The organism is Leptospiraceae bacterium (assembly GCA_016708435.1).
Taxonomy (GTDB): domain Bacteria; phylum Spirochaetota; class Leptospiria; order Leptospirales; family Leptospiraceae; genus UBA2033.
In genome coordinates this window covers 843,361-863,091 of record JADJFV010000001.1, presented here as the reverse complement: position 1 = coordinate 863,091, position 19,731 = coordinate 843,361, and the positions used below count along the sequence as shown (strand labels likewise).

Annotated in this window: 21 protein-coding genes; 8 read left to right on the top strand and 13 right to left on the bottom strand. The window is 36.4% G+C overall.

All coding sequences use genetic code 11. From position 1 onward, the window contains the following. The first annotated feature begins 41 nt into the window (after positions 1-41). Together IPH52_04145 and IPH52_04140 are read left to right on the top strand one after the other, a co-directional pair. Positions 42-1,622, top strand: coding sequence for a peptide chain release factor 3 (locus IPH52_04145; protein ID MBK7054233.1), 1,581 nt, complete (start codon positions 42-44; stop codon positions 1,620-1,622). After that, positions 1,606-2,097: a 2-C-methyl-D-erythritol 2,4-cyclodiphosphate synthase gene (locus IPH52_04140; protein ID MBK7054232.1), complete on the top strand. Its 492-nt coding sequence runs from the start codon at positions 1,606-1,608 to the stop codon at positions 2,095-2,097. The genes IPH52_04145 and IPH52_04140 overlap by 17 nt, the downstream gene beginning before the upstream one ends. Before the next feature lie 143 nt (positions 2,098-2,240). On the opposite strand, the gene IPH52_04135 is transcribed toward IPH52_04140, so the two are convergent. From IPH52_04135 to IPH52_04115, 5 genes are all read right to left on the bottom strand, one after another. Beyond that, on the bottom strand, positions 2,241-2,741 hold the full coding sequence (locus IPH52_04135; GenBank protein MBK7054231.1) for a DUF1564 family protein: 501 nt from the start codon (positions 2,739-2,741) through the stop codon (positions 2,241-2,243). A gap of 202 nt (positions 2,742-2,943) precedes the next feature. Continuing rightward, positions 2,944-3,528, bottom strand: coding sequence for an RdgB/HAM1 family non-canonical purine NTP pyrophosphatase (gene rdgB / locus IPH52_04130; protein MBK7054230.1), 585 nt, complete (start codon positions 3,526-3,528; stop codon positions 2,944-2,946). Positions 3,529-3,556: 28 nt separating this feature from the next. After that, on the bottom strand, positions 3,557-4,810 hold the full coding sequence (serS, locus tag IPH52_04125) for a serine--tRNA ligase (GenBank protein ID MBK7054229.1): 1,254 nt from the start codon (positions 4,808-4,810) through the stop codon (positions 3,557-3,559). A gap of 2 nt (positions 4,811-4,812) precedes the next feature. Beyond that, entirely contained in the window at positions 4,813-5,610 is a 798-nt protein-coding gene (locus tag IPH52_04120) for a TatD family hydrolase (GenBank protein MBK7054228.1), read from the bottom strand. A gap of 41 nt (positions 5,611-5,651) precedes the next feature. After that, positions 5,652-6,110, bottom strand: coding sequence for an energy transducer TonB (locus tag IPH52_04115; GenBank protein MBK7054227.1), 459 nt, complete (start codon positions 6,108-6,110; stop codon positions 5,652-5,654). 110 nt (positions 6,111-6,220) lie between these two features. On the opposite strand from IPH52_04115, the gene IPH52_04110 reads away from it, so the two are divergent. Continuing rightward, the gene (locus IPH52_04110; protein MBK7054226.1) at positions 6,221-8,113 is read left to right on the top strand and encodes an ABC transporter ATP-binding protein; all 1,893 of its coding nucleotides are present in this window, start codon (positions 6,221-6,223) and stop codon (positions 8,111-8,113) included. Positions 8,114-8,149: 36 nt separating this feature from the next. Here the strand turns inward: IPH52_04110 and IPH52_04105 are convergent, their stop codons facing one another. Beyond that, positions 8,150-8,617 carry a DNA starvation/stationary phase protection protein gene (locus tag IPH52_04105; protein ID MBK7054225.1) on the bottom strand — a complete coding sequence of 156 codons (468 nt, stop codon included), beginning with the start codon at positions 8,615-8,617 and terminating at the stop codon, positions 8,150-8,152. 107 nt (positions 8,618-8,724) lie between these two features. On the opposite strand from IPH52_04105, the gene IPH52_04100 reads away from it, so the two are divergent. From IPH52_04100 to IPH52_04090, 3 genes are read left to right on the top strand one after another with little or no spacing between them, the layout of a single operon-like run. Then, complete coding sequence (locus tag IPH52_04100; protein MBK7054224.1) at positions 8,725-9,135, top strand: hypothetical protein; 411 nt, start codon at positions 8,725-8,727, stop codon at positions 9,133-9,135. 30 nt (positions 9,136-9,165) lie between these two features. Then, positions 9,166-9,531 (top strand): FHA domain-containing protein, encoded by a 366-nt coding sequence (locus IPH52_04095; protein ID MBK7054223.1) that lies wholly within the window; start codon positions 9,166-9,168, stop codon positions 9,529-9,531. Positions 9,532-9,533: 2 nt separating this feature from the next. After that, entirely contained in the window at positions 9,534-10,316 is a 783-nt protein-coding gene (locus IPH52_04090) for a histidine phosphatase family protein (GenBank protein MBK7054222.1), read from the top strand. Here IPH52_04090 and IPH52_04085 read toward each other — a convergent pair whose 3' ends face one another. The 3 genes from IPH52_04085 to IPH52_04075 all read right to left on the bottom strand — a co-directional run bounded on the left by IPH52_04085 (position 10,317) and on the right by IPH52_04075 (position 13,045). After that, a complete protein-coding gene (locus IPH52_04085) occupies positions 10,317-11,144 on the bottom strand; it encodes a DUF4846 domain-containing protein (protein MBK7054221.1) in 828 nt (275 codons plus the stop codon). Position 11,145: 1 nt separating this feature from the next. Beyond that, positions 11,146-12,270 (bottom strand): hypothetical protein, encoded by a 1,125-nt coding sequence (locus tag IPH52_04080; protein MBK7054220.1) that lies wholly within the window; start codon positions 12,268-12,270, stop codon positions 11,146-11,148. Positions 12,271-12,382: 112 nt separating this feature from the next. Next, complete coding sequence (locus tag IPH52_04075) at positions 12,383-13,045, bottom strand: hypothetical protein (protein MBK7054219.1); 663 nt, start codon at positions 13,043-13,045, stop codon at positions 12,383-12,385. Between the two features lie 218 nt (positions 13,046-13,263). Here IPH52_04075 and IPH52_04070 point away from each other — a divergent pair, with 218 nt between their 5' ends. Together IPH52_04070 and IPH52_04065 are read left to right on the top strand one after the other, a co-directional pair. Beyond that, a complete protein-coding gene (locus IPH52_04070; GenBank protein ID MBK7054218.1) occupies positions 13,264-14,376 on the top strand; it encodes a hypothetical protein in 1,113 nt (370 codons plus the stop codon). A 77-nt stretch (positions 14,377-14,453) separates the two neighbouring features. Beyond that, positions 14,454-14,876, top strand: a complete 423-nt coding sequence (locus tag IPH52_04065) for a hypothetical protein (protein ID MBK7054217.1) — start codon at positions 14,454-14,456, stop codon at positions 14,874-14,876. A 20-nt stretch (positions 14,877-14,896) separates the two neighbouring features. On the opposite strand, the gene IPH52_04060 is transcribed toward IPH52_04065, so the two are convergent. From IPH52_04060 to IPH52_04045, 4 genes are all read right to left on the bottom strand, one after another. After that, positions 14,897-15,349, bottom strand: coding sequence for a MarR family transcriptional regulator (locus IPH52_04060; GenBank protein ID MBK7054216.1), 453 nt, complete (start codon positions 15,347-15,349; stop codon positions 14,897-14,899). 52 nt (positions 15,350-15,401) lie between these two features. Then, positions 15,402-16,940, bottom strand: coding sequence for an outer membrane protein transport protein (locus tag IPH52_04055; GenBank protein ID MBK7054215.1), 1,539 nt, complete (start codon positions 16,938-16,940; stop codon positions 15,402-15,404). Positions 16,941-16,971: 31 nt separating this feature from the next. Continuing rightward, entirely contained in the window at positions 16,972-17,451 is a 480-nt protein-coding gene (locus IPH52_04050) for a crossover junction endodeoxyribonuclease RuvC (GenBank protein MBK7054214.1), read from the bottom strand. An 86-nt stretch (positions 17,452-17,537) separates the two neighbouring features. After that, positions 17,538-19,724, bottom strand: coding sequence for a sulfatase (locus IPH52_04045; protein MBK7054213.1), 2,187 nt, complete (start codon positions 19,722-19,724; stop codon positions 17,538-17,540). Positions 19,725-19,731 lie beyond the last annotated feature (7 nt).

Here is a 19,731-nt window from a genome sequence, read left to right as displayed (position 1 = left end):
GAAAGAATTGGAAAAATCAGCCTTTCTGCAAATATGGCAGTATGGCACTCAGCTTAAAAGAAGAAACAGCGCGAAGACGGACATTCGCGATTATTGCACATCCCGATGCAGGAAAAACTACTCTCACCGAAAAATTACTTCTCTATGGAGGAGCGATCCAACTCGCCGGCGCTGTCAAAGCCCGCAAAGATAAAAAATCCGCAACCTCCGATTGGATGGCAATGGAAAAAGAGCGGGGAATATCGATTACCTCCGCAGCACTCCAATTTGAATACAAAGACTTTGTCTTAAATCTTTTAGATACTCCCGGTCACGAAGACTTTTCCGAAGACACCTATCGCACGCTCATTGCAGCGGATACTGCCGTTATGGTGCTCGATGCCGGAAAGGGAGTCGAGACTCAAACACGTAAGCTATTCAAAGTTTGCCGCGACCGTGGAATTCCGATTATTACTTTTATAAATAAAATGGACAGACCAACAAAAGATTTGTTTGCTCTTCTAGATGAGATCGAAGAAGTTCTAGGCATTACAGCGGTGCCAGCTGTATGGCCAATTGGAACAGGTCCTGATTTTAAAGGTGTATACAATAGAGAAGAAAAGCAAGTCAACCTATTTCAAAAAACTCCCGGTGGTGCCTATCAGGCTCCTGTTCAACTCAGCGGGATAAACGATAGTAGCCTCGAAGATCAAATTGATTCTGATATTCTAAAAAAATTCCGCGAAGAGATTGATATTATTGATAATGGAATTTCTCCTTTTAGTGACGAAGATTTTCTTGCCGGTGTAATTACTCCCGTGTTCTTTGGCTCTGCCGTAAATAATTTTGGAATTCAGTTATTCTTAGATCATTTTCTTTCAATCGCTCCTCCTCCTGTGCATATCGCATTACGAGAAGGTGGTGAACTCGATCCAATCAATTCTCCTTTTAGTTGTTTTGTTTTTAAAGTTCAAGCTAATATGAATAAGGTGCACAGAGATAGAATTGCATTCGTGCGAATCTGTTCTGGGAAGTTTGAGCGGGGAACGACTGTTAACCATGAGAGATTAGATAAACCAATTAAACTTTCTTCGTCCTTTGCCTTCTTTGGACAGGATAGAAATACGATTGATGAAGCATACCCCGGCGACATCATCGGACTGGTAAATCCTGGAACTTATAAAATAGGCGATATTCTTGCATCAGGACCAATTCCCAAATTAAAACCGCTTCCTGTATTCGCTCCTGAAATGTTTGCCACTGTTTCCTGTCCTGATAGTATGTCCCTCAAAAGTTTTAAGAAAGGCATAGAGCAATTATCCGAAGAAGGAATTTTACACCTATTTACCTCGCGAACGATTGGTAGCGGCTATCCGATAATAGGCGCTCTTGGAAACCTACAATTTGAAGTTTTCCAAAGACGACTCCAAGATGAATACAACGCAAAGAGTAGCATTACTCCTCTTCCCTATGGATCTTGTCGCTGGGTAAAAAAAGAAGACATGCCGAATATGCCTTCTTCTACAAACCAAATCTTTGACAGAGATGGTCGCATGGCTGTTCTTTTTGAATCCGATTGGGAATTGAACTATTTCAAAAAAAATAATCCTGACATAGAGCTTTTAGATGCCCCCGAAGTATAGAGTTGGAAATGGAATCGACTTTCACAAACTTGCGTTAGACGAAACACGTCCACTTATCCTCGGTGGTTATGTCATTGATTCCGAATGGTCGCTTATCGGTCACTCGGATGCCGACATAGTCTTACACGCGTTATCCGACGCAATCCTCGGAGCTCTCGGACTCGGAGACATCGGTCAATACTTTCCCGATACAGATAAATCTCTAAAGAACATGGACTCTTCGATTATTCTTAGAAAGTGTTTGGATTTAATGAAGGAGAGAGGCTACTGCCTATTAAACGTAGACAATACGATCATCGGTGAAAAACCAAAGATCGCTCCACACCGTTTACCGATTATCGCTTCTCTTGCAAAGCTTTTGGAAATTCCAGAAGATCAAGTCTCCGTAAAAGCAACCACTACTGAAAAAATGGGCGCACTCGGTCGTAGCGAAGGTCTTGCCGTTTTTACAACAGTGATGCTGGAGAAACAATAGCTCCTCGAATTTAACACTGGGCGCTACTGCTTGTAGTTGTCTGACCTTTCCCCTTGTTGTGGCTTACAAGTGTATACCTCGGACAGGGACTTTTTTATTTAGTTGAGAGTTTTTTTCTTTTAGTCAGATTTTTCGTGTGTTTGCTATACTTTTACATGATAGCCGCGCATAAAGGTATACGAAAACCTCTCTAGTCGTTGAAAAACTTCCAGTTCTAACCTAGATACCATCGGAACTATTTTCTTCAATCCGGCAACAACTATAGATTTCCACAAACCCAGTAAATCTAGTTCAAGTAAAAAGACAAACACCCAACAACGAGATTTACCAAAGGCGAGAGCCAGTTCTCCAAGTTCAATCCAGTCTATGTTCTTAGGTTTAAAGTTAACTCTCTTCAAAAACAGATTTCGTTCTTGATAAGAAGTTTTCAATTGTTCAGGGCTTGGGATCATACCGGAGTGGGTAATAGTTCTAAACCGTCGAAGGAGGCTATGGAGGTAAACGGACGTTTTTCCTTTGTGCTTTTTAGTTTTTTGTAGGAAGTCATCGTAGAGATGAAGTGGGACAAGGAGAGTAGAGGCAGTGTCATCTTCTTTATCAATATTTTTTCTACGAAATTCATTTCTATTTCGGAAGGTTATCATACATATATTAGGTCAAAAAAGGACAAAATGTGCGGATTTTTTTGTAAAAAGTAAGAGGTTTTTTGGAATAAAAAATTTACATTGGAAAACGAAGGAATTGCTTTGAGAAATCTATTTTACAAATATAGGGTTAGGTTAATCTTATACTTAGTTTGTAGGATAGACCTCTCACGAAAGAGCAGTTCGAGGTGACTGTAAAAAACTACTCCTTTAAAAATTTTGCAAATTCTCTAAGCGCAATTCCACGATGAGAGACTTTGTTTTTTTCTTCGGGAGAAATTTGCGAGAAACGTTTTCCCAGTGGTGGAAAAATAAAAATTGGATCGTAACCAAATCCATTTCCGGATTCATCGTAATCTTCTGCGAGAATTCCTTTACATTTTCCTGTAAAGAACTTAGTTCCATTTCCATCCGTAAAAGCAATGCAACAAAAATAATAGGCATCTCTATCTGGATTGCCTTTGATTTCTTCTAGTAAAAATTCTGTTCTATCTCTATCGGTAAATTCCGGTTTGCCGTAACGAGCAGAGTATACTCCCGGTCTGCCGTCAATCGCACTTACACAGATTCCAGAATCATCTGCAATCGAAGGTATTCCGGAGATTTTATACAAATGTTCTGACTTGAGACGAGCATTTCCTTCAAAGGTTGACTCCGTTTCCTCAACTTCAAAATCAAATCCTAATTCTTTTGCGGTTAATAAAGAAAAGCCAGTGGTTAAGATTTTTTTAAATTCAAAAATTTTATGCTGATTGTTTGATGCGAGTGCTAGTTTCTTTGGAGTCATTTTTTTGCCTTATAGTAACTGTAACCTTCTAAAAATACTTCTTTAATGCATCAGGAATTGTGAAATCACCAGATTCTGTTTGGTAATTTTCAACGATAGCCGCAAGAGTTCGACCAATTGCAAGACCAGAGCCATTAATTGTATGAAGTAATTGGTTCTTTCCATCTTTGGATTTATAACGAATCTTTCCTCTACGAGCCTGGTAGTCTTTGAAATTAGAAACAGAGGAAATTTCCATATAGCGGTTAAGACCCGGCATCCACACTTCTATGTCAAAAGTTTTAGAAGAGGAGTTAGAAGTATCCTTGCTACAAAGAAGTAGGACTTTATAATGAAGCCCAAGTTTCTTTAAAATATTTTCAGCGTTGACTAACATCTTACGGTGCTCTATCTCTGAGTCTTCTGGTTTTGTAAACTTTACAAGTTCAATCTTTTGGAATTGATGCACTCGCACCAAACCACGAGTATCCCTTCCGTGCGAACCAGCTTCTCGTCTAAAACAAGAAGTATGCGCCATTACTGAAATTGGAAGCTTGTCTTCCAGAATAATTTCATCTCTGTATAGATTAGTCAGAGGGACTTCTGCTGTTGGGATTAAACTGAGATTATCCGCTTCGAGACGATAGTATTCATCTTTGAATTTTGGATATTGTCCCGTAGTCTTCATAGATTCATCGTTTACGAGAGTTGGAACCCAGACTTCTTCGTAGCCATGTTCAGCCGCATGAGTATCCAGCATGAAGTTCATGAGAGCACGTTCGAGTTTAGCCGCTTTGCCGAAGTAAGTATATGCCCTACCACCTGCAAGCTTCACCCCTTTTTCAAAATCGAATATACCTAACGCTTCTCCAATCTCGAAGTGTGGCTTCGGAGTAAAGGCAAATTCCGGTTTAACTCCATGTCTATGTGTTTCAATATTATCCGCATCTGATTTTCCAAAAGGAACTTCCGAGTCAAGGAAGTTTGGAAGATTCAAGTTTAAATCAGAAAGATTATTTTCTTCTACTTCAAGAGCTTCTTCCAATTCTTTGATTCGACTGCCTACTTCTTTCATGGAAGCGGATAATTCTTGTATGTCCCCACCTTTACTCTTGATGGTTCCTATTTCCTTGCTTACTCTGTTTCTTTCGGCGCGGAGAGTTTCGGCTTCGCCTTGATGCTTTTTTTTGTTCTGGATAATTACATTTAGCCGATCGACTAAAGATGTATCGTCCATGCATCTTTTCTTAAGCATTTCTTTTAATTCTTCTGGGTTGGATTGGATTCTGTTAATATCTAGCATGATTAAACCGCTTTTCTATGTATAAATTTCAAACTATTTTCGTATATGGATTGCTCTACTTTATGATTTGCTTCTGTTCGCAAAGAAAACATTTTCTCTAAAATAAAAGGAAGGTTCGAAGAATCATTTCTTTTTCCTCGGTGAGGAGGAGGAGATAAATAAGGAGCATCTGTTTCGATAAGGATTGATTCTAGTGGAACTTGTCTAGCTGCTTCGTGGATATCCTGCGCGTTTTTAAAAGCAACAACGCCGGAAAAAGAAATATAATATCCAAGCTCTACGAACTTGATCGCATATTCTGCGTTATACGCAAAACAATGAATCACTCCAAATCCTTTTCCCTTATATTTTTTTAAAACTTGGTAGGTATCTTCTGCTGCATCTCTTGAATGAATGACTACGGGTAATGAGTGTTTGACTGACAATTCCATGAAATGATGAAATATCTTGAACTGAGATTCTTTGGTTTCTTTCTTGTGGTAATAGTCTAAACCAATTTCTCCAATACCTACAAAGTTCTTTTCGTCTTTGCGTGATTCTACCATAGTAGAAATTTCTTCTACTTCCGGCAATTCTATATTATCCGCAGGATGGCATCCGATAGTATACGATAATTCGATTTCGGACTTAGTATCTATAGCAATGCTTCTTGCTAATTCTGATCGTTCTAAATTAATTCCGATTTGCACGATCTTTTTTACGCCAGCAGCCTGGGATTTTTCCAATGATACGGAAATATCCTGCCCTTGTTTTTCGATTAAGTCCAAATGACAATGCGTATCTATCAAACTATAGTTCATACAACCATAAAATTTGAAATCTTTCCTAACTAAAGCAATTTTTACTGAATCTTAAAACTCACAGGAATTAGCAGAACTGTATTTTCAGGCAAAGTAAAATTCCAATCTTGAATAACACGACGAAATTCGTCATCGAAAATTTTATATTTGCAAGGGCGAATCGTCTTAACCTGAGAAGCTTTTTGTTTTGCGTCAATGACGATGCTCCATTCACATTCAGATTCAAGTCCGTCTTCGAGCGCCTGTGGAGGATAGGAAATTTTGTTTCGAATTTTATTGATTTCTTCCGCCACTGTTCCTTCTAGTGAGGACGTTTTTTCCGACTGCGGACTCTCACTCATTCCTTCTTTATGATTTGCAAACGCAAAGGAAATAAATCCAGTAGAGCCTTTTTTGATTTCAATCTTGTTCATATCCTCTTGTTTACTGCTGAGTGAATAAAAAAGTATTATACTGGAATAAACCAAAATTGATAGGTATAAGGAATTTTTAAGATCCATTTACATTCCTTGACTGTCTTTTCTCGGTGCCCTCGGTGTTCATCGGTGGTAATCTTTAAATATTCCCTTGACAGTAAAAAATACAATCAATAAATGAATGTTAGACTCCAATGAAAATATTCAGACGGCTTTTATCTTATTCATTGAAATATAAATATCGTTTTATGGCAGGGATTTTCTTTGCTGTCTTAACTGCGCTTATCAATGCGTCTTCTATCACTGTTTTGATTCCACTCTTTGACGCACTTGGGTCTGATAAAAAAACAAATTTCCACTTGGACTACACCGCTCCCGAATACAATATTTTGATAAAAGAAAAAATGTTTGGTCGTAGCTCTCTTGATGGACTTGAAAAACTCAAGCGATTGATTATTGTTTTAAAATTTCGAGTCAACAATGCAATCAAAGACATGGACTCTACTGAGATTGTGTGGACGATTTGTAAATTGATCGTGCCCTTATATGTAATGAAGATGATTTGCTTTTTGCTTTCGGTTTTTTGTATTGCGACTAGTGGCTATAATGCGGTGCGGGATTTGCGGCAAGAACTCTTCGACAAAGTGCAGACACTTCCACTAACGTATTTTTATAAAGAGAAGACTGGACTCTTGATGAGTCGAATTATTAACGATGCAGAAATTATTGCTGCGATTATTTCGAGTAACCTCCGAGATGCAATTATCAATTTCTTTTATGTCATCACTCACCTGTTTGTTTTGTTATATTTAAATACCGAATTACTCTTAATTGCCTCGATTACAGTTCCAGTGATTATATATCCTGTTACTTTGTTCACAAAAAAGATTTCTAAGTCTACTTCCAAATTTCAAGAAAGAATGGCTGACTTAAATGCAAATGTTCAGGAAATGATTTCTGGTATCCGCGTTATCCGCAGCTTTTCGATGGAAGATCATGAACTAGAAAAATTCAATGACATTAATACAAAATTATCTCATCGAAACTTCAAAGGACAATTCTATTTACAAGTTGCACCCGGACTTGTGGAACTAACGTCTTCCATTGTTGTGCTTGGCTTTTTTGCGATTGGCGCCAAATTAATATTTAACGGAAGTTTTACTCAGGGTGAATTTATGGCGTTCTTACTTACGTTATTATTTTTGCTTCGTCCTTTAACTCAATTGTCTCAGATGTTCGGAAAAATCACGCAAGCAAAAATTTCTGGTGAAAGAATTTTTGAAATCATAGATAAGGAAAATTCTGAATCCCACGAAGAAGAATCAGGATTGCATGTAAGTCCTTTAAAAAAATCTATTCAATTTAAAAATATCCATTTTCAATATCCTGAAACAAACAGTGATGTATTGCATGGAATTGACTTTGAAATCAAAATTGGGGACACGGTTGCTTTTGTTGGTTCAAGTGGTAGCGGCAAATCGACGTTAATGGATTTAATTCCTCGTTTTTATAATCTCTCTATTGGAGAAATTACTTTCGATGGAATAAATATTAGCGAGTATAACTTACATGACCTAAGAAGAAAAATAGGAATCGTTACGCAAAATATTTTTCTATTTCATGGAACCGTTGCTGAAAATATCGCCTACGGTCGCCCCAATTCTAACTTGAATGAAATCATAGAAGCGGCTAAGCTTGCGAATGCGCATGAATTCATTATGGAAATGGAGCATGGATATAATAGTTTTTTAGGAGTGCGCGGACTAAATCTTTCCGGTGGACAAAGACAGCGCCTTGTAATTGCGAGAGCCCTTCTACGTAACCCTGAGATTTTAATCTTAGATGAGGCTACGAGTGCATTAGACGCTCAAACAGAAAAACTTGTGGGTGATGCTCTCGATAGACTATTTAAAAATAGAACTACTTTTATTATTGCTCATCGGCTATCTACGATTCGCCGCATTCCTAAAATTGTAGTCATGGATAGTGGACAAATTGCTGAAGTTGGAAATCATGAATCTCTCATTGCGCAAAATGGTCTTTATGCGAAACTATATGAGAGTCAATTTGTTCCTACTCAGGTTTAATTAATCCTTTTTGTAAGGACATGGTTAATCATGTTTTTATTCCAATAGCGAACGAAGCATCCATGCGGTTTTTTCATGAACATCTAATCTTTGTGTGAGCAGATCCATAGTAACCTGATCTTTACCTTTTTCTGCTTCATCAAAAATTTCTCTAGCAGTGCGAATAACAGTTTCGTGTCCTTGGATTACATTTTTAATCATGTCTGTTGCCTTGGGAACTTCTGTGTCCTCCTTAAGATTTGTGAGTTTACTCATTTCACCATAAGTTCCAGGAGCAAAGAATCCGAGTGAGCGAATTCGCTCGGCAATTGGATCCACTGCATTCCATAATTCTGTGTATTGTGCCATGAACATTTTATGCAAAGTATCAAACATCGGGCCGGTTACATTCCAATGATACCCATGTGTTTTTAGATATAGCATATACGTATCGGACAAGAGGCTTTTTAGTCCATCTGCAATACTTTTTCTATGTGAATCTGAAATTCCAATATCAATTTTCATTAACTTTTATCTCCTTATCTTGTATCTTAGACTATGATCTATTGATTGTCAAATTTGGAAAAGAAATTTATTTTAAAGATTAGATTTTTTAAGAAAAGTATTTTTCTATGAAAATAGCTGTGAAAAATTTATATTTATTAGTATTAATTTTGGTTTCTGATTGTATTATGCGAGTGGATTGGGGTAATGATGGTAAGCCGCCACGCGTGTTTACTTACGATCATCCACACGATGGAAATTTAACGAAGGCTGAAATCGCAAAGATTTCAGATTCATCTAGCTCGAATGGAATGTATAAAATCAAAACACAAGATGAAATAATGGGACCAAGACCAAATAACTGTGTAAGTAAACTTGCAAAATGTATGAGCGATTGCAATAAGAATTATGACATAAATAGTTCGCTCTTCGCTTTAAAAGTGGCAATTATTCAAGCCAAAAGAGCAACCTGCTTTGACGAATGTTACAACGATGTAACGCCTGGTTGTGATTATCCGCTAAAAAGAATTCAGTATTAATAAGCCCTTTCTCCGATAATAGATATACAAATGAGATTGATATTTTTAAAGATAAAGGTTGGACTGAGATTATTATTAGAAAAGCTCCTTAAGAAAAATATACTTTATATCGAGAGTGGAACGTCCGTTATCCCCGTAAAGAAATTACAAAGAAAGACTTATCAAGTTGGCAGAGGGGTGGATGCGGCAAAAGAAATATATCTAAATTCAATCGAGTTAAGTCGCATTCATGCAACGATTGAAAAGCATAGACTTGATTATTACTTGATTGATAATTTTTCTAAAAATGGAACCTTTTTAAATGGGGAGCGGCTAGCTCCTGGTATCCCCTACATACTTATACACAATGACAATATTGAAATGGGTGAAGTCTGCCTTAAATACGTAAGAGAGTAGCAATGACAAAAGAAATTTACCTTTTCCGACATGGGTATTCACAGGCAAATGCAGAGAGATATAGAAAAGTTTTATTCCCTAAATTACTCATGCTTGTGCGAAAGTGGTTTGGTTTTACTGTGACTGCACGAATTGTTCGTTTTCTAGATGGATTAAGAGGGCATAACAACCAATATCCACGGGTAGACAGTGATATACCGCTAGTGGCACTCGGTGTAGAGCAGGCAGAGTTGACGGGAAAATTTTTAGCTAAGAAAAATATACTGCCTGATTTAATACTATGCTCTGATTTTCTTCGGACAAGGCAAACAGCAAATGGAATTCTAAAGGGAATTGAATTGGAAACAGGTAAGACTTTTAATCATATGGTTTTGTATTCAAAACTAATTGTTGAGCGAGATGGAGGGGATGAATTTGGTTATCCGCTTTCTTATTATCCAGTTCTATTTCCTGAGACAAATGATTACTACCATAGATCACCTAAATTGGATTTTCGTCCACCCGGCGGAGAAAGCATTCGAGATGTTCGATTTAATAGAATTCCAGAACTTAAAAACATATTAGCGAGCCTTCAATTTAGGACTCTTTTTATTGTTGGTCATGGGATTACCAATTCTGCGATTATTTCATTATTGACTAATGATGATTTGGAAAGCATTCGAATCGGAAGTCCGAATCTTGGAGTATATCGATTTACCGCTGAAGAGGGAAGTGATAAATGGGAATTAGACCCAGATTATATAAAAGGTAAACCAATAGATCCTTCTATTCCTATTTCAGGCTAATCACTCGGCAAATCTTTTCAAATCTGTCTTTTTAAAAGTCCATTCCGGTGTAATGAGTGTGTCTAGATTTTTATTTGTATACCAGGGACTTAATTCATTGTCCTCTGGATTTTTTAGAATCTGAATATCTTGTGCTGGCATATAGCTCTGAGCTAGTAAGAAAATTTTCTCATTGGTAACTTTCGATTTTGCGCTATCAAGGACAATTACTGCGTGACCGGGGGATCCACCTTGAATAAAAATATCTCCAATTTCTAATTCATTTAAGCTCTTTACTTTTTTTAATTCTTTTGAGAGTGAAGCTGATCCTGCATAGTTAAACACAAGCTCTAAGTAGTTTTTAAAATTCTTATACGAGAAATCAGCTTGCGATGATTGAGTCCAATAAGTGGTATTGCCTTTGAATTTAATTCGATTTCCTTTCGCATACTTTGTATAATCCGCAGTAAATCCATTTGTAAAGTTAAAATGAATTTCTCCATAGCGTTCTTTCGAGAAGAGGTATTCCGCTCTTAGCCGCATAATTGCATCAGCGCATTGTTGTAAATCTTTTTCTCCAATGTCTATAGCAAGCACTGCAACATAAACATCTTTGGGGGTTTTGGTTTTCCCATTATAGAGTAATACTTTTGTCCCATCTTTTTTTACTGGAAAGCTTTGTAGATATTCTCCAAAGCTTTCTTTAGAAGACTTTATTCGATTATAACCTTCTGGAACTTGAATCCGTGTTTGAACTGTTTTTCCTTTTGGATTTATAAAATTTGATTCCGGCAATGCAGGGCTACAATACACTAAGCCAAGAAGAAATACAATAAATCCTTGATTCATTTTATTTCAGTAAAGTTTCGCAGGTGGGAAATTTCTTATTAGCCGTTACTCTTTCGAAGTGTGTGGAATACTCAGAAGTAACCTCAGCAACGGGAGTAGTCAGGTATTTGTCCTTGCAAACGGTTGTGATTTCATGACCCGATTCTGTTTTCTTTAACTCGTAGATTCCGAATAGAGAACGACCCGCAGCATGGTGGACAAAGATTGCCTTTTGTCCTGTTGCAAATGCATTTGCTGTTTGCGCCATCATAGAATCAAACTGCTGTTTGTTTGTGTAAATGTCGTCTATTGCGTTACTCAGATAGATTACTTTTGTGTTTGTTGTATTCATCTTGAAATTGCTATCATGAAGCGCGGATAATCGTAAGTAAATTGCATCTAGATTTAAAAAATTCTTTTGAAAATCAAGTAAAATGTTTGTGCACATTTTATGATGCTCGGCAAAGCATAAACTATTTAGGTCTGTCTTGATTTCGGCTTCCATTGGGCGTCCATCAAAGCGAGCAATCCAACCAAGCTTTAGCTGAGAAAGAGAGGTTGGAATTTTCATTTCTGAGTCAAATCCTTTTGCATGAAAAAGTGCAAGAATTTGTTTATGACCTTCTAGAATTTTCCAATCAATATCTAGCATAGTAAGATTTTTACAACCAAGAGTATTGTGCATTAGATACGCTTGCATAAATCCGACAGTAAAACAATCCTTAGCCTCAGTAGGATATAATTTTGCAAGTAGCGCAAAATCACGATTTGGGTGAACATCATTTAACTTAAAGAAATTCCAACAACCTGCAATGAGTTTTGGAACAGGATGTCCCCAAGTCTTAAACGGTTCTTTAGTGAAACTGTCTGCCGTAATAAACTGGGTTACGATTTCCTTGGAGTATTTTTTTTGTCCGTAAATCATTTCGCATACAGTGCGGGCTATTTCTTTTCGTTTGAGGAAAATATCTGTTATCTCCGCCTCTGTGTATTCATTCTTATTGAGATCTACAAAAAAGGCTTTGTGTTCATTAGAGACTTGAAACAGAATAGGAACTTTTTCTTTAGGAATATTATCTTTTGTTGTTTGGCATTTGTAACAAAAGAAAGAGGAAATGAAAATGAGGATATAAATAATTCGTTGCATAGTTGCATCAGTGAGGATAAAATCTTTTGAGTCAAGTAGAAATTTTAGAGAGTATGTGAAAGTAGCGACCGGTTTAATAATAAATAACTTGATGCATTAAAAAATTTAATGGTTAATCTTCTTTAGCCCTATATTTAAATAAGAGTTTTTCTACTTTTATGAATTCTCCTGTTACAGATTCAGGATATACTTCCGCATAATCATTATTTACTCCTCTTTTGGATATTAAAAAGAGAGTGAACTTATTAAAATGATAATCAGGTATACGCGGCATTTTTTTTTCAAGTTTGGATTTTGCTGCGAAATATTCTTTTACTTTTCTTTTTTCTTTTACTGTTTTGGGAATATAGATTTCTCCTCCTTTCTTAGATAATTCTCTATCTAGTAAACGCTCGATTTTGTATTTCTTAGGAAGGGAATGTATTTTATTCTGAACTTCTTCTCGATTGGTTTCTGCTTCGATGGAATCATTTACTGTCCATCTTTTCTGAATTTCGTAAATCAAAGCCGGCTTCATCTTCATCCCATATTTTTTCATTCTAGCAATTTTATCGCTTTCTGTTTCGCCTAACGTTGGAGGAGCATTCGTTCTATTTTCAGGCATAACAAAGACTGGCTCTTTTCTTTCAATTTGAAGTAAATTTTTCTTAACATATACTTTCCATCCTGAGTCAAGCTTGGTTTTGAAATCTACGAATGCAGGGTCATTTTCTAATTCGGACGTAGGCAATATTGGGTAGCAAAGTAGGAATAGAATTATGGTAAAAAGTTTCATTATTTGAAATAGTATAATTTTTGATTCGTAAGCATCTAGTAAAAAAAAAGATTTTTATAAAAACTTAGAAAGTATTAAGCATTTACTGTATGTAAGTAGGAAGGGATATTTAAAAGTCAATGAAATACTCTTCGAAATTTTTACCCTTTTTTTCTTTACATAATACCTATATTTTTATGAGCTATACTTAAGACACAAATCAATAGGAAGGTTTAACCGTGAAAAGAATTTTGACATTACTCACTGTAACAATTTTATTTTTAACCTATGCACTGGTATCGCAAGAAAGCACCGGGGCATTTCTAGACTTGAAATCGCTCAAGAACAATGAGATCACCACTGATAATAAAAGCCAGATAGTAGATAGAGCTGCTTTTAAAGACAAAGAAAAGTTTCATGAAATGATGAAAACAGCATTGAAAAACAGAAAAAGTGTTATTTTCAAGAATGAAGCTGGTGCTCTTTATACGAACGGAGAGTATCGCTTTCATCTACAACCAGAAGAAAATTCTGCTGCCGTTGCTTATATTGAATACCAAATAGACGGTGGTCCGTATTCCACCTATTCAAATCCGATCGCTCTCGAAAAAGAAGGCGTATACAATCTAACTTATAGAAGCGTTGATATTTTGGGTAGTGTAGAGAAACCACAAACCTACAAAATCAATGTAGACACAAAAGCTCCTGAATTGGAAGCAAAAATGATTGGTGAAGGAATTAAACCAGGCGACATTCAATACTACAAACCAGGTGTTAAACTAAACGTTCAGGCAACTGACACAGGTGCAGGCGTGAATCTCGTGGTCCTAAACGTAAATGGTGAAGGCAACTTACCAGTAACCGAAGATCAAGTTTTCACAAAAGGTGGAGATTACGAAATCGCTGTGCGAGCGCTAGATAATGTTTATAACTTATCCAAGAAGAAAGTTCTTAACTTTTCTATCGACGATAAAAAACCAACTGTTGTTGTTAAATCTGATCCAAAACCAGTTACAATTAACAACATAACTTTTTGTAAAAGAGATTCTTTTATAGTTGCAGATGCAAATGATGCTGAATCTGGAATTGCAAAAATTGAATACAGTGTAGGGGCTCCGGGAGAATGGAAAGAATTCAAAGCAGGCACTGTGAAAGTTCCTGAAATGGACGTTTACAAAATTTATTTCCGTGCTGCTGATATTTCTGGAAACTTATCTGATGTAGTTGAGTTCTCTTGCCGTGTAGACTTTAAGGCTCCTGTTTCTAAGCACAATATTTTAGATCCAAAAGTAGATGCTGGCGATGCTGGAAAAAAAGTTGAACCTAAAATGAGTTCTCCAGAAAAAAAATAATTAATTTTTAAATCTTTATCGCAAAAGGAAGAGTAACCTCTTCCTTTTTTTTTACTTATATACAAAGGAGATTTCATTTGAGAAATACAAAAATTTTATTCGTAAGTATCCTAATTCTATTCATTTCATTCTGTAATAGAAATTCCGAAAAGGCAAAGCAATACAATAATGCCATTGCTCTAGAAATGAAATTTCTAGCTGACTTAGAAAAAGAAATTGCATTAAAAGATGGACCGGAACTAGATGCAGCGATTGATAGATTCAAAAAAGCAGTGCCGGATTCAAAAGTAAAAATAGAGAAACTAGGAAATTTTGAAGGTAATGATTCCCTTCTAAACTCTGCACTGGCTGTTTGTAATTTTTATCAAGAAGTCATTGATGGGAAATGGAGTTCAAAAGGACAAGAAGCAATTCAAAACAGGGATGAAGAACTAGACAAAGACTTACAAAAAAAACAATTGGAATTTGCTTCCAAATTTAATTTTAAAATTGGAGAATAAACAACTGTTATCCGCAAGCCCTAACATCTTTCTTTCTTGCCAACTATCTTGCAGAGATTTTTTAAATGTAATTTTTCTTCTTTCGAAAGAATCGCCATCTCTTCGTTAATATGTTTTACATGTTCGGGAAAAATCTCTTGGATAAGTTTCCTTCCCTTTTCTGTTAATTCAACAGTGATATAACGGCGATCCGCTTCTTGGCGAATGCGTTTAACGAGAGAACGTTTTTCTAAGTTGTCTATTACGGTTGTAATGTTTGCAGTTGATTTTAAAATTTTATCGCTGAGTTGTTTTTGGCACATCGAACCCATATGATATAACGCTTCTAAAATTCCAAATTGACTAATGGTTAAGCTATAGCCAGAGATATATGAGTTTAATCTGTTGTTAATTGAGTCCGCTGCTCTAGCTAAGCATATAAACGCATTGAGCGACAGAACATCTTCACTTGAACCCTTGTATTTTGTGCCCATTGATGTATACGTTGGATATCTTTTTATAAAATGCAACAAATAAACTTTCAGATCAAAAGAACATAGTCGCGGAAACTCCGATATGCCAAACACTTCCACCTACACTATAATTAGGATTTTTAGGAGTAGGTGCATATTTATAAACCTTCATTGATTTAAGCTCTTGGTGCTCTAGCACTGCATCAATTACGACTGGGTTTTTTAGATTTTCCAAAAAACGCATTCCCGGAAAAAGAATATAAGAAATTCCGGCTGTATATATCATTCTATCAAAATCAATCCAATTGTTCGCCCCGGGTATATCGGGAGTAGCCTTTGGTCTTCTTGCAATTCCTCCTCGAATACGAAGACTATCACTCCATTTGTATTCTGTGCCTGCTCGAAGGACAGTCACATCAACTAAATGAAATGGTTCTGAATAGGCAGCCTTTGTTCTAGACATGAATTCTGTTCCAACGAATTTATTCTTGTATCCCAACTGACTCCAAAGCTCGCGATTCATATCAAAGGAAAACACCCATTTGCCGTTTGGTTTATAAGAAAGTCCGTAAGCCCATTTTCTTGGTGAAAATAAATCGTATAAGGCAACATCAAAGTCCAATTGAATTCCTAATAGAATGGTTTGTGCTCTTGCACCAAGCGAATTAACGGCTAATGCTGTTTCTCTTCTATAAGAAACTCCACCGGAAAATTTTCCGTAAGTAAAGGCAAGTCCATAGGTTGGATTGATAATTGGTTTTACTTCCAGAATAACTTGTTGGTTTGGTATAACGCTGTTAGGCGAAAGAGGGACATCTTTTAAAAGAATAGCACCACCTCCGCCGGCAATAGCAGTAAAGCCAACGCCAGCAAATAATCTATCCTTAATGATTTCAATTCCAGTTCCACCCATGATAGTTGGCTTTTGGTTTGCAACACCGTATTGTAAATATCTATGTGTTGTCGGATTAACATCGTTAATCGTTAGAAGATTTCCAGTAGCAGGGGCTAATACGTTTAAGCCAAAGCGAATAGTTCTTTTAAAATCATAGATATTATTCAGATTGATTGTTAAACCAAGTCCTGCATAATCATCCGCTAGCTTAGATAAATCCTGACTCACCGGAGTATTGGTATTTTGCGCTTGGTAACCGCCGATCGCTTTCTTGGCACTGTCACCGATAGAAAGCATAGAAGCATTTAAATGAGGATTTGCATAATTATATTGAAGAGTGATTTCGTTCACATTTCGTGTCGGTCTTTCTAAAGGCTTATTCGAGAATAAATCCTTTTTTGCATCACTAAGGAACTCTGTCATATTCTGACGAAATGTTTTTTTAGGTTCAGTTGTTGCGGCAACTCCATTTTCTTTTTCCCATTTCTTTTTATCAGCTAATGCTGTAAGCATATCTCCTTCGGAAAGCCTACCAAGTCCCGCTACGTTATAATATACAGCAGATGAATTATTAACAGTAGCCGTTACCGCATTACCCATACCGTTAGCCGCAGGATGTGCTCCATACACATCTCCAAAATCACCGGCAAATAAAGAGTAACCTCCAAGTAACAAAAGTCCACAAGCCAGTATAATTCCATTCTTTCTTAAAAACATAAAATTCCTCTTTCCGTAAAATACATAATCGTTATCTAAACATGGCAAGACCAACGAAGCCGGCAGCAACTGCATCCCAGGAATCATCGTGACCTTTTAATTCTTTTAAACCTAGAATTAATTTGATCGCTTCTTTTACCTGCTTCTTGTCTGCTGTTCCGCTACCTGTAACACCTTTTTTAATTTGAGTGATCGTCGGTTCTAAGATTTTTAATCCTCTTTCAATTAACGTAAATAAAATAACACCACGCGCCTCATAAACTTGTGCAACCGTCTTTTGATTTTTAAAAAAGAAAAGCTCTTCTACGCTTGCCACTTCTGGTTTATATTTTTTAAGAATTTCTTTTAGTTCTATGTGAACTAAAACTAGACTTTCAGGAGATTGAATTTCCGATTTTACTTCAATCGTTCCATAGTCGATTAAAGTTACTTTGCGAGTCTTATCATCTCTGTCTAGTAGTGCGTAACCAACTCTATGCGAGCCGGGATCAATTCCAATTATACGAGGCAAATGTTTAAAATCTCCATTAAATTACTTAAACTACAAAAGCTGAGTTTTCTTTTCAATAGAAATTTTTTTCTAGGAAACGAAATCTTTCACTCGTGAATATAACCCCAACTCTTTAGAATTTGTCTCACTTCTTCTCCCATTGCAGAAGAACTGGTTATTTCTTTTTCTCCCGTGAGCTTGGCATCGTTATAAATCCAAGGTATATCTGCATTTTCCGAGTCAGCAGGAGCAGAGTTTGAGATTAAAATTTGCGGGTAAGTTCCAAGAGAGCTTTGATGTAAAATTCCCCATTTCCCAACTCTAAACTTTTCGGTTTTTTGATTGAGATAAATGGATAAATTGAACTCAAAGCTAGGTTGCACAGTATCAATAATGATTTCGCGGGGTGAGTCATTGCCTTTAAACTCAAAGCTAAAACTTCGTTTGCTTTGAATTTTTATTCCAAACTCTTTTTGATTTCGAATTTTGTAAATCGCTCCTTGTAATTGCATGGAACCAGAATAAATATCAGATTCGGATTTCTTAGGAAAAAGAATATGAAAGGAATTTGTAACGAGAGAATGCTTCTCCAACTCTTGCTCGGCTGTTTTAAATAGAGAACTTTCTGTCGCCAAATTTTGTTTTTCCGCTAGATCATGTTCTATATCATACAGTTCATCCAACTCTGAGCCGGATAAATATCTTCCGGCTAATTGTGAGTTTGTGTAAGCGGGATAAAAACGAACGTATTTGAATCTATTTGTCCTTATTGACTCAGAGAGTCTTCCTTCTGTAAAGATAGATTCTTCCTGTAAAAAAGTTTCTCCGAACATAGAGCGAGAATAATCTACTCCTCTAAAATCTTTTTTGTGAAAAGATACATTTGATAATCCCAATAGAGTTGGAGTTAGGGATAACAGAGAAACAGGCTTATCGAAATTTTTAAATAGGATTTTACTCTTCAAAGACTTGGCAGGTTTCAATATTAAAGGAACTTGTATTTCTTCTTCGAAATGAGTCATTCCATGTCCATACTTTACGCCATACACTCCATTAGCCTCAAATCTATGATGATCACTAAACAATTCTCCATGATCAGCGGTTACTACAATGGTAGTCTCATCATATAAGTTTTTAGCCTTTAAATCTTTTATGATTCTACCTAGCTCTTCATCTGCATAACGAATCTCTCCATAATACCTTCTAAGTGTTGGATTTTCTTTATTCCAAATCTTAGGATCTGTTTCTTGTTGTAAGTCTTTCATGATACGTGCAGGCGGCTCATACGAACCATGCGGTGTATTGAAATTTACATGCAAGAAAAAAGGAAAATGCTTATTGCGATTGAGGAAGTCAATCGACTCATCCGCTATTTTTTTTGTATCGTCTATGTCTTTTCCTATTTGGATCAGTTCATGAAATCCAATATCAAAACCAACGCCGGTGTATTCGAGTAAGAATACATTGTTCATAATGCTAGCGGTATAATAAAAGTTGTCTCTTAGTTTATTGATTAAATTCTTTCTAGAAGGTTGATAGAATACTTTCTTTTGAGCAGGACTTACATCAAATCCAATATTGCCAATTCCTAAATTGGATGCATAGTCAGAGTAAAACATAGAAAGCATAGAAGGCTTCGTCCAGTTTGCATTGACAAATGCTTTTGGAAATACAATAGAATCCTCTGTAAGCTCATCAATATTTGGTGAAACAGGAAACTTAAATCCCGTATAACTAAGCGTATCCGCACGTAAAGCATCAATCACAAATAGAATTATATTCGGTCTTTCTGCTTTGTATTCGGCTGGTGTCAGAATCGGATGAGCGATGAATGCAAAAGATTGATTACCTTTCCATATAAATTTAATTTTCTGGTTAATTCGAATTTTGCGTTCAAAGTTATTCCATGATTCCAGATTCTCTAATAAAATAGTGTTCTCCGGGTTGGATGTTCCGTCTATCTCAATGGTGAGCTTTCCGGTCTTATCGCTATTATCCGATAAAATACCAGCGTCAAAATTTAGTAAATACACTCCTGCCTTAACAGTAAATTCAACGCTCGCATTTGGCGTGAGTAAAATAGAATCTTGCGAGTGGTTGATAAAAAAAGTTTTATCAGTATTAAATGTAATCTGTGTGTTGAGCCATTTCTTACTTTGCGCAAGTCCTGAAAAACGAGAAGGATTCTTTTTCCAATGCGAAACTAAATCCTTCTTTTCTTCGAATCGGAATTTTTCTTCTCTGGCAGATTTTAATTCTCTTGTTAAATCAACAGGATTAACAATAACGGGCAACTCCTGC

Excerpts from the sequence above, each read along its gene's own strand:
- IPH52_04145 (MBK7054233.1), top strand. The coding sequence starts at position 42 with ATGGCACTCAGCTTAAAAGAAGAAACAGCGCGAAGACGGACATTCGCG.
- IPH52_04140 (MBK7054232.1), top strand. The coding sequence starts at position 1,606 with ATGCCCCCGAAGTATAGAGTTGGAAATGGAATCGACTTTCACAAACTT.
- IPH52_04135 (MBK7054231.1), bottom strand. The coding sequence starts at position 2,741 with ATGATAACCTTCCGAAATAGAAATGAATTTCGTAGAAAAAATATTGAT.
- rdgB (MBK7054230.1), bottom strand. The coding sequence starts at position 3,528 with ATGACTCCAAAGAAACTAGCACTCGCATCAAACAATCAGCATAAAATT.
- serS (MBK7054229.1), bottom strand. The coding sequence starts at position 4,810 with ATGCTAGATATTAACAGAATCCAATCCAACCCAGAAGAATTAAAAGAA.
- IPH52_04120 (MBK7054228.1), bottom strand. The coding sequence starts at position 5,610 with ATGAACTATAGTTTGATAGATACGCATTGTCATTTGGACTTAATCGAA.
- IPH52_04115 (MBK7054227.1), bottom strand. The coding sequence starts at position 6,110 with ATGGATCTTAAAAATTCCTTATACCTATCAATTTTGGTTTATTCCAGT.
- IPH52_04110 (MBK7054226.1), top strand. The coding sequence starts at position 6,221 with ATGAAAATATTCAGACGGCTTTTATCTTATTCATTGAAATATAAATAT.
- IPH52_04105 (MBK7054225.1), bottom strand. The coding sequence starts at position 8,617 with ATGAAAATTGATATTGGAATTTCAGATTCACATAGAAAAAGTATTGCA.
- IPH52_04100 (MBK7054224.1), top strand. The coding sequence starts at position 8,725 with ATGAAAATAGCTGTGAAAAATTTATATTTATTAGTATTAATTTTGGTT.
- IPH52_04095 (MBK7054223.1), top strand. The coding sequence starts at position 9,166 with ATGAGATTGATATTTTTAAAGATAAAGGTTGGACTGAGATTATTATTA.
- IPH52_04090 (MBK7054222.1), top strand. The coding sequence starts at position 9,534 with ATGACAAAAGAAATTTACCTTTTCCGACATGGGTATTCACAGGCAAAT.
- IPH52_04085 (MBK7054221.1), bottom strand. The coding sequence starts at position 11,144 with ATGAATCAAGGATTTATTGTATTTCTTCTTGGCTTAGTGTATTGTAGC.
- IPH52_04080 (MBK7054220.1), bottom strand. The coding sequence starts at position 12,270 with ATGCAACGAATTATTTATATCCTCATTTTCATTTCCTCTTTCTTTTGT.
- IPH52_04075 (MBK7054219.1), bottom strand. The coding sequence starts at position 13,045 with ATGAAACTTTTTACCATAATTCTATTCCTACTTTGCTACCCAATATTG.
- IPH52_04060 (MBK7054216.1), bottom strand. The coding sequence starts at position 15,349 with ATGGGCACAAAATACAAGGGTTCAAGTGAAGATGTTCTGTCGCTCAAT.
- IPH52_04055 (MBK7054215.1), bottom strand. The coding sequence starts at position 16,940 with ATGTTTTTAAGAAAGAATGGAATTATACTGGCTTGTGGACTTTTGTTA.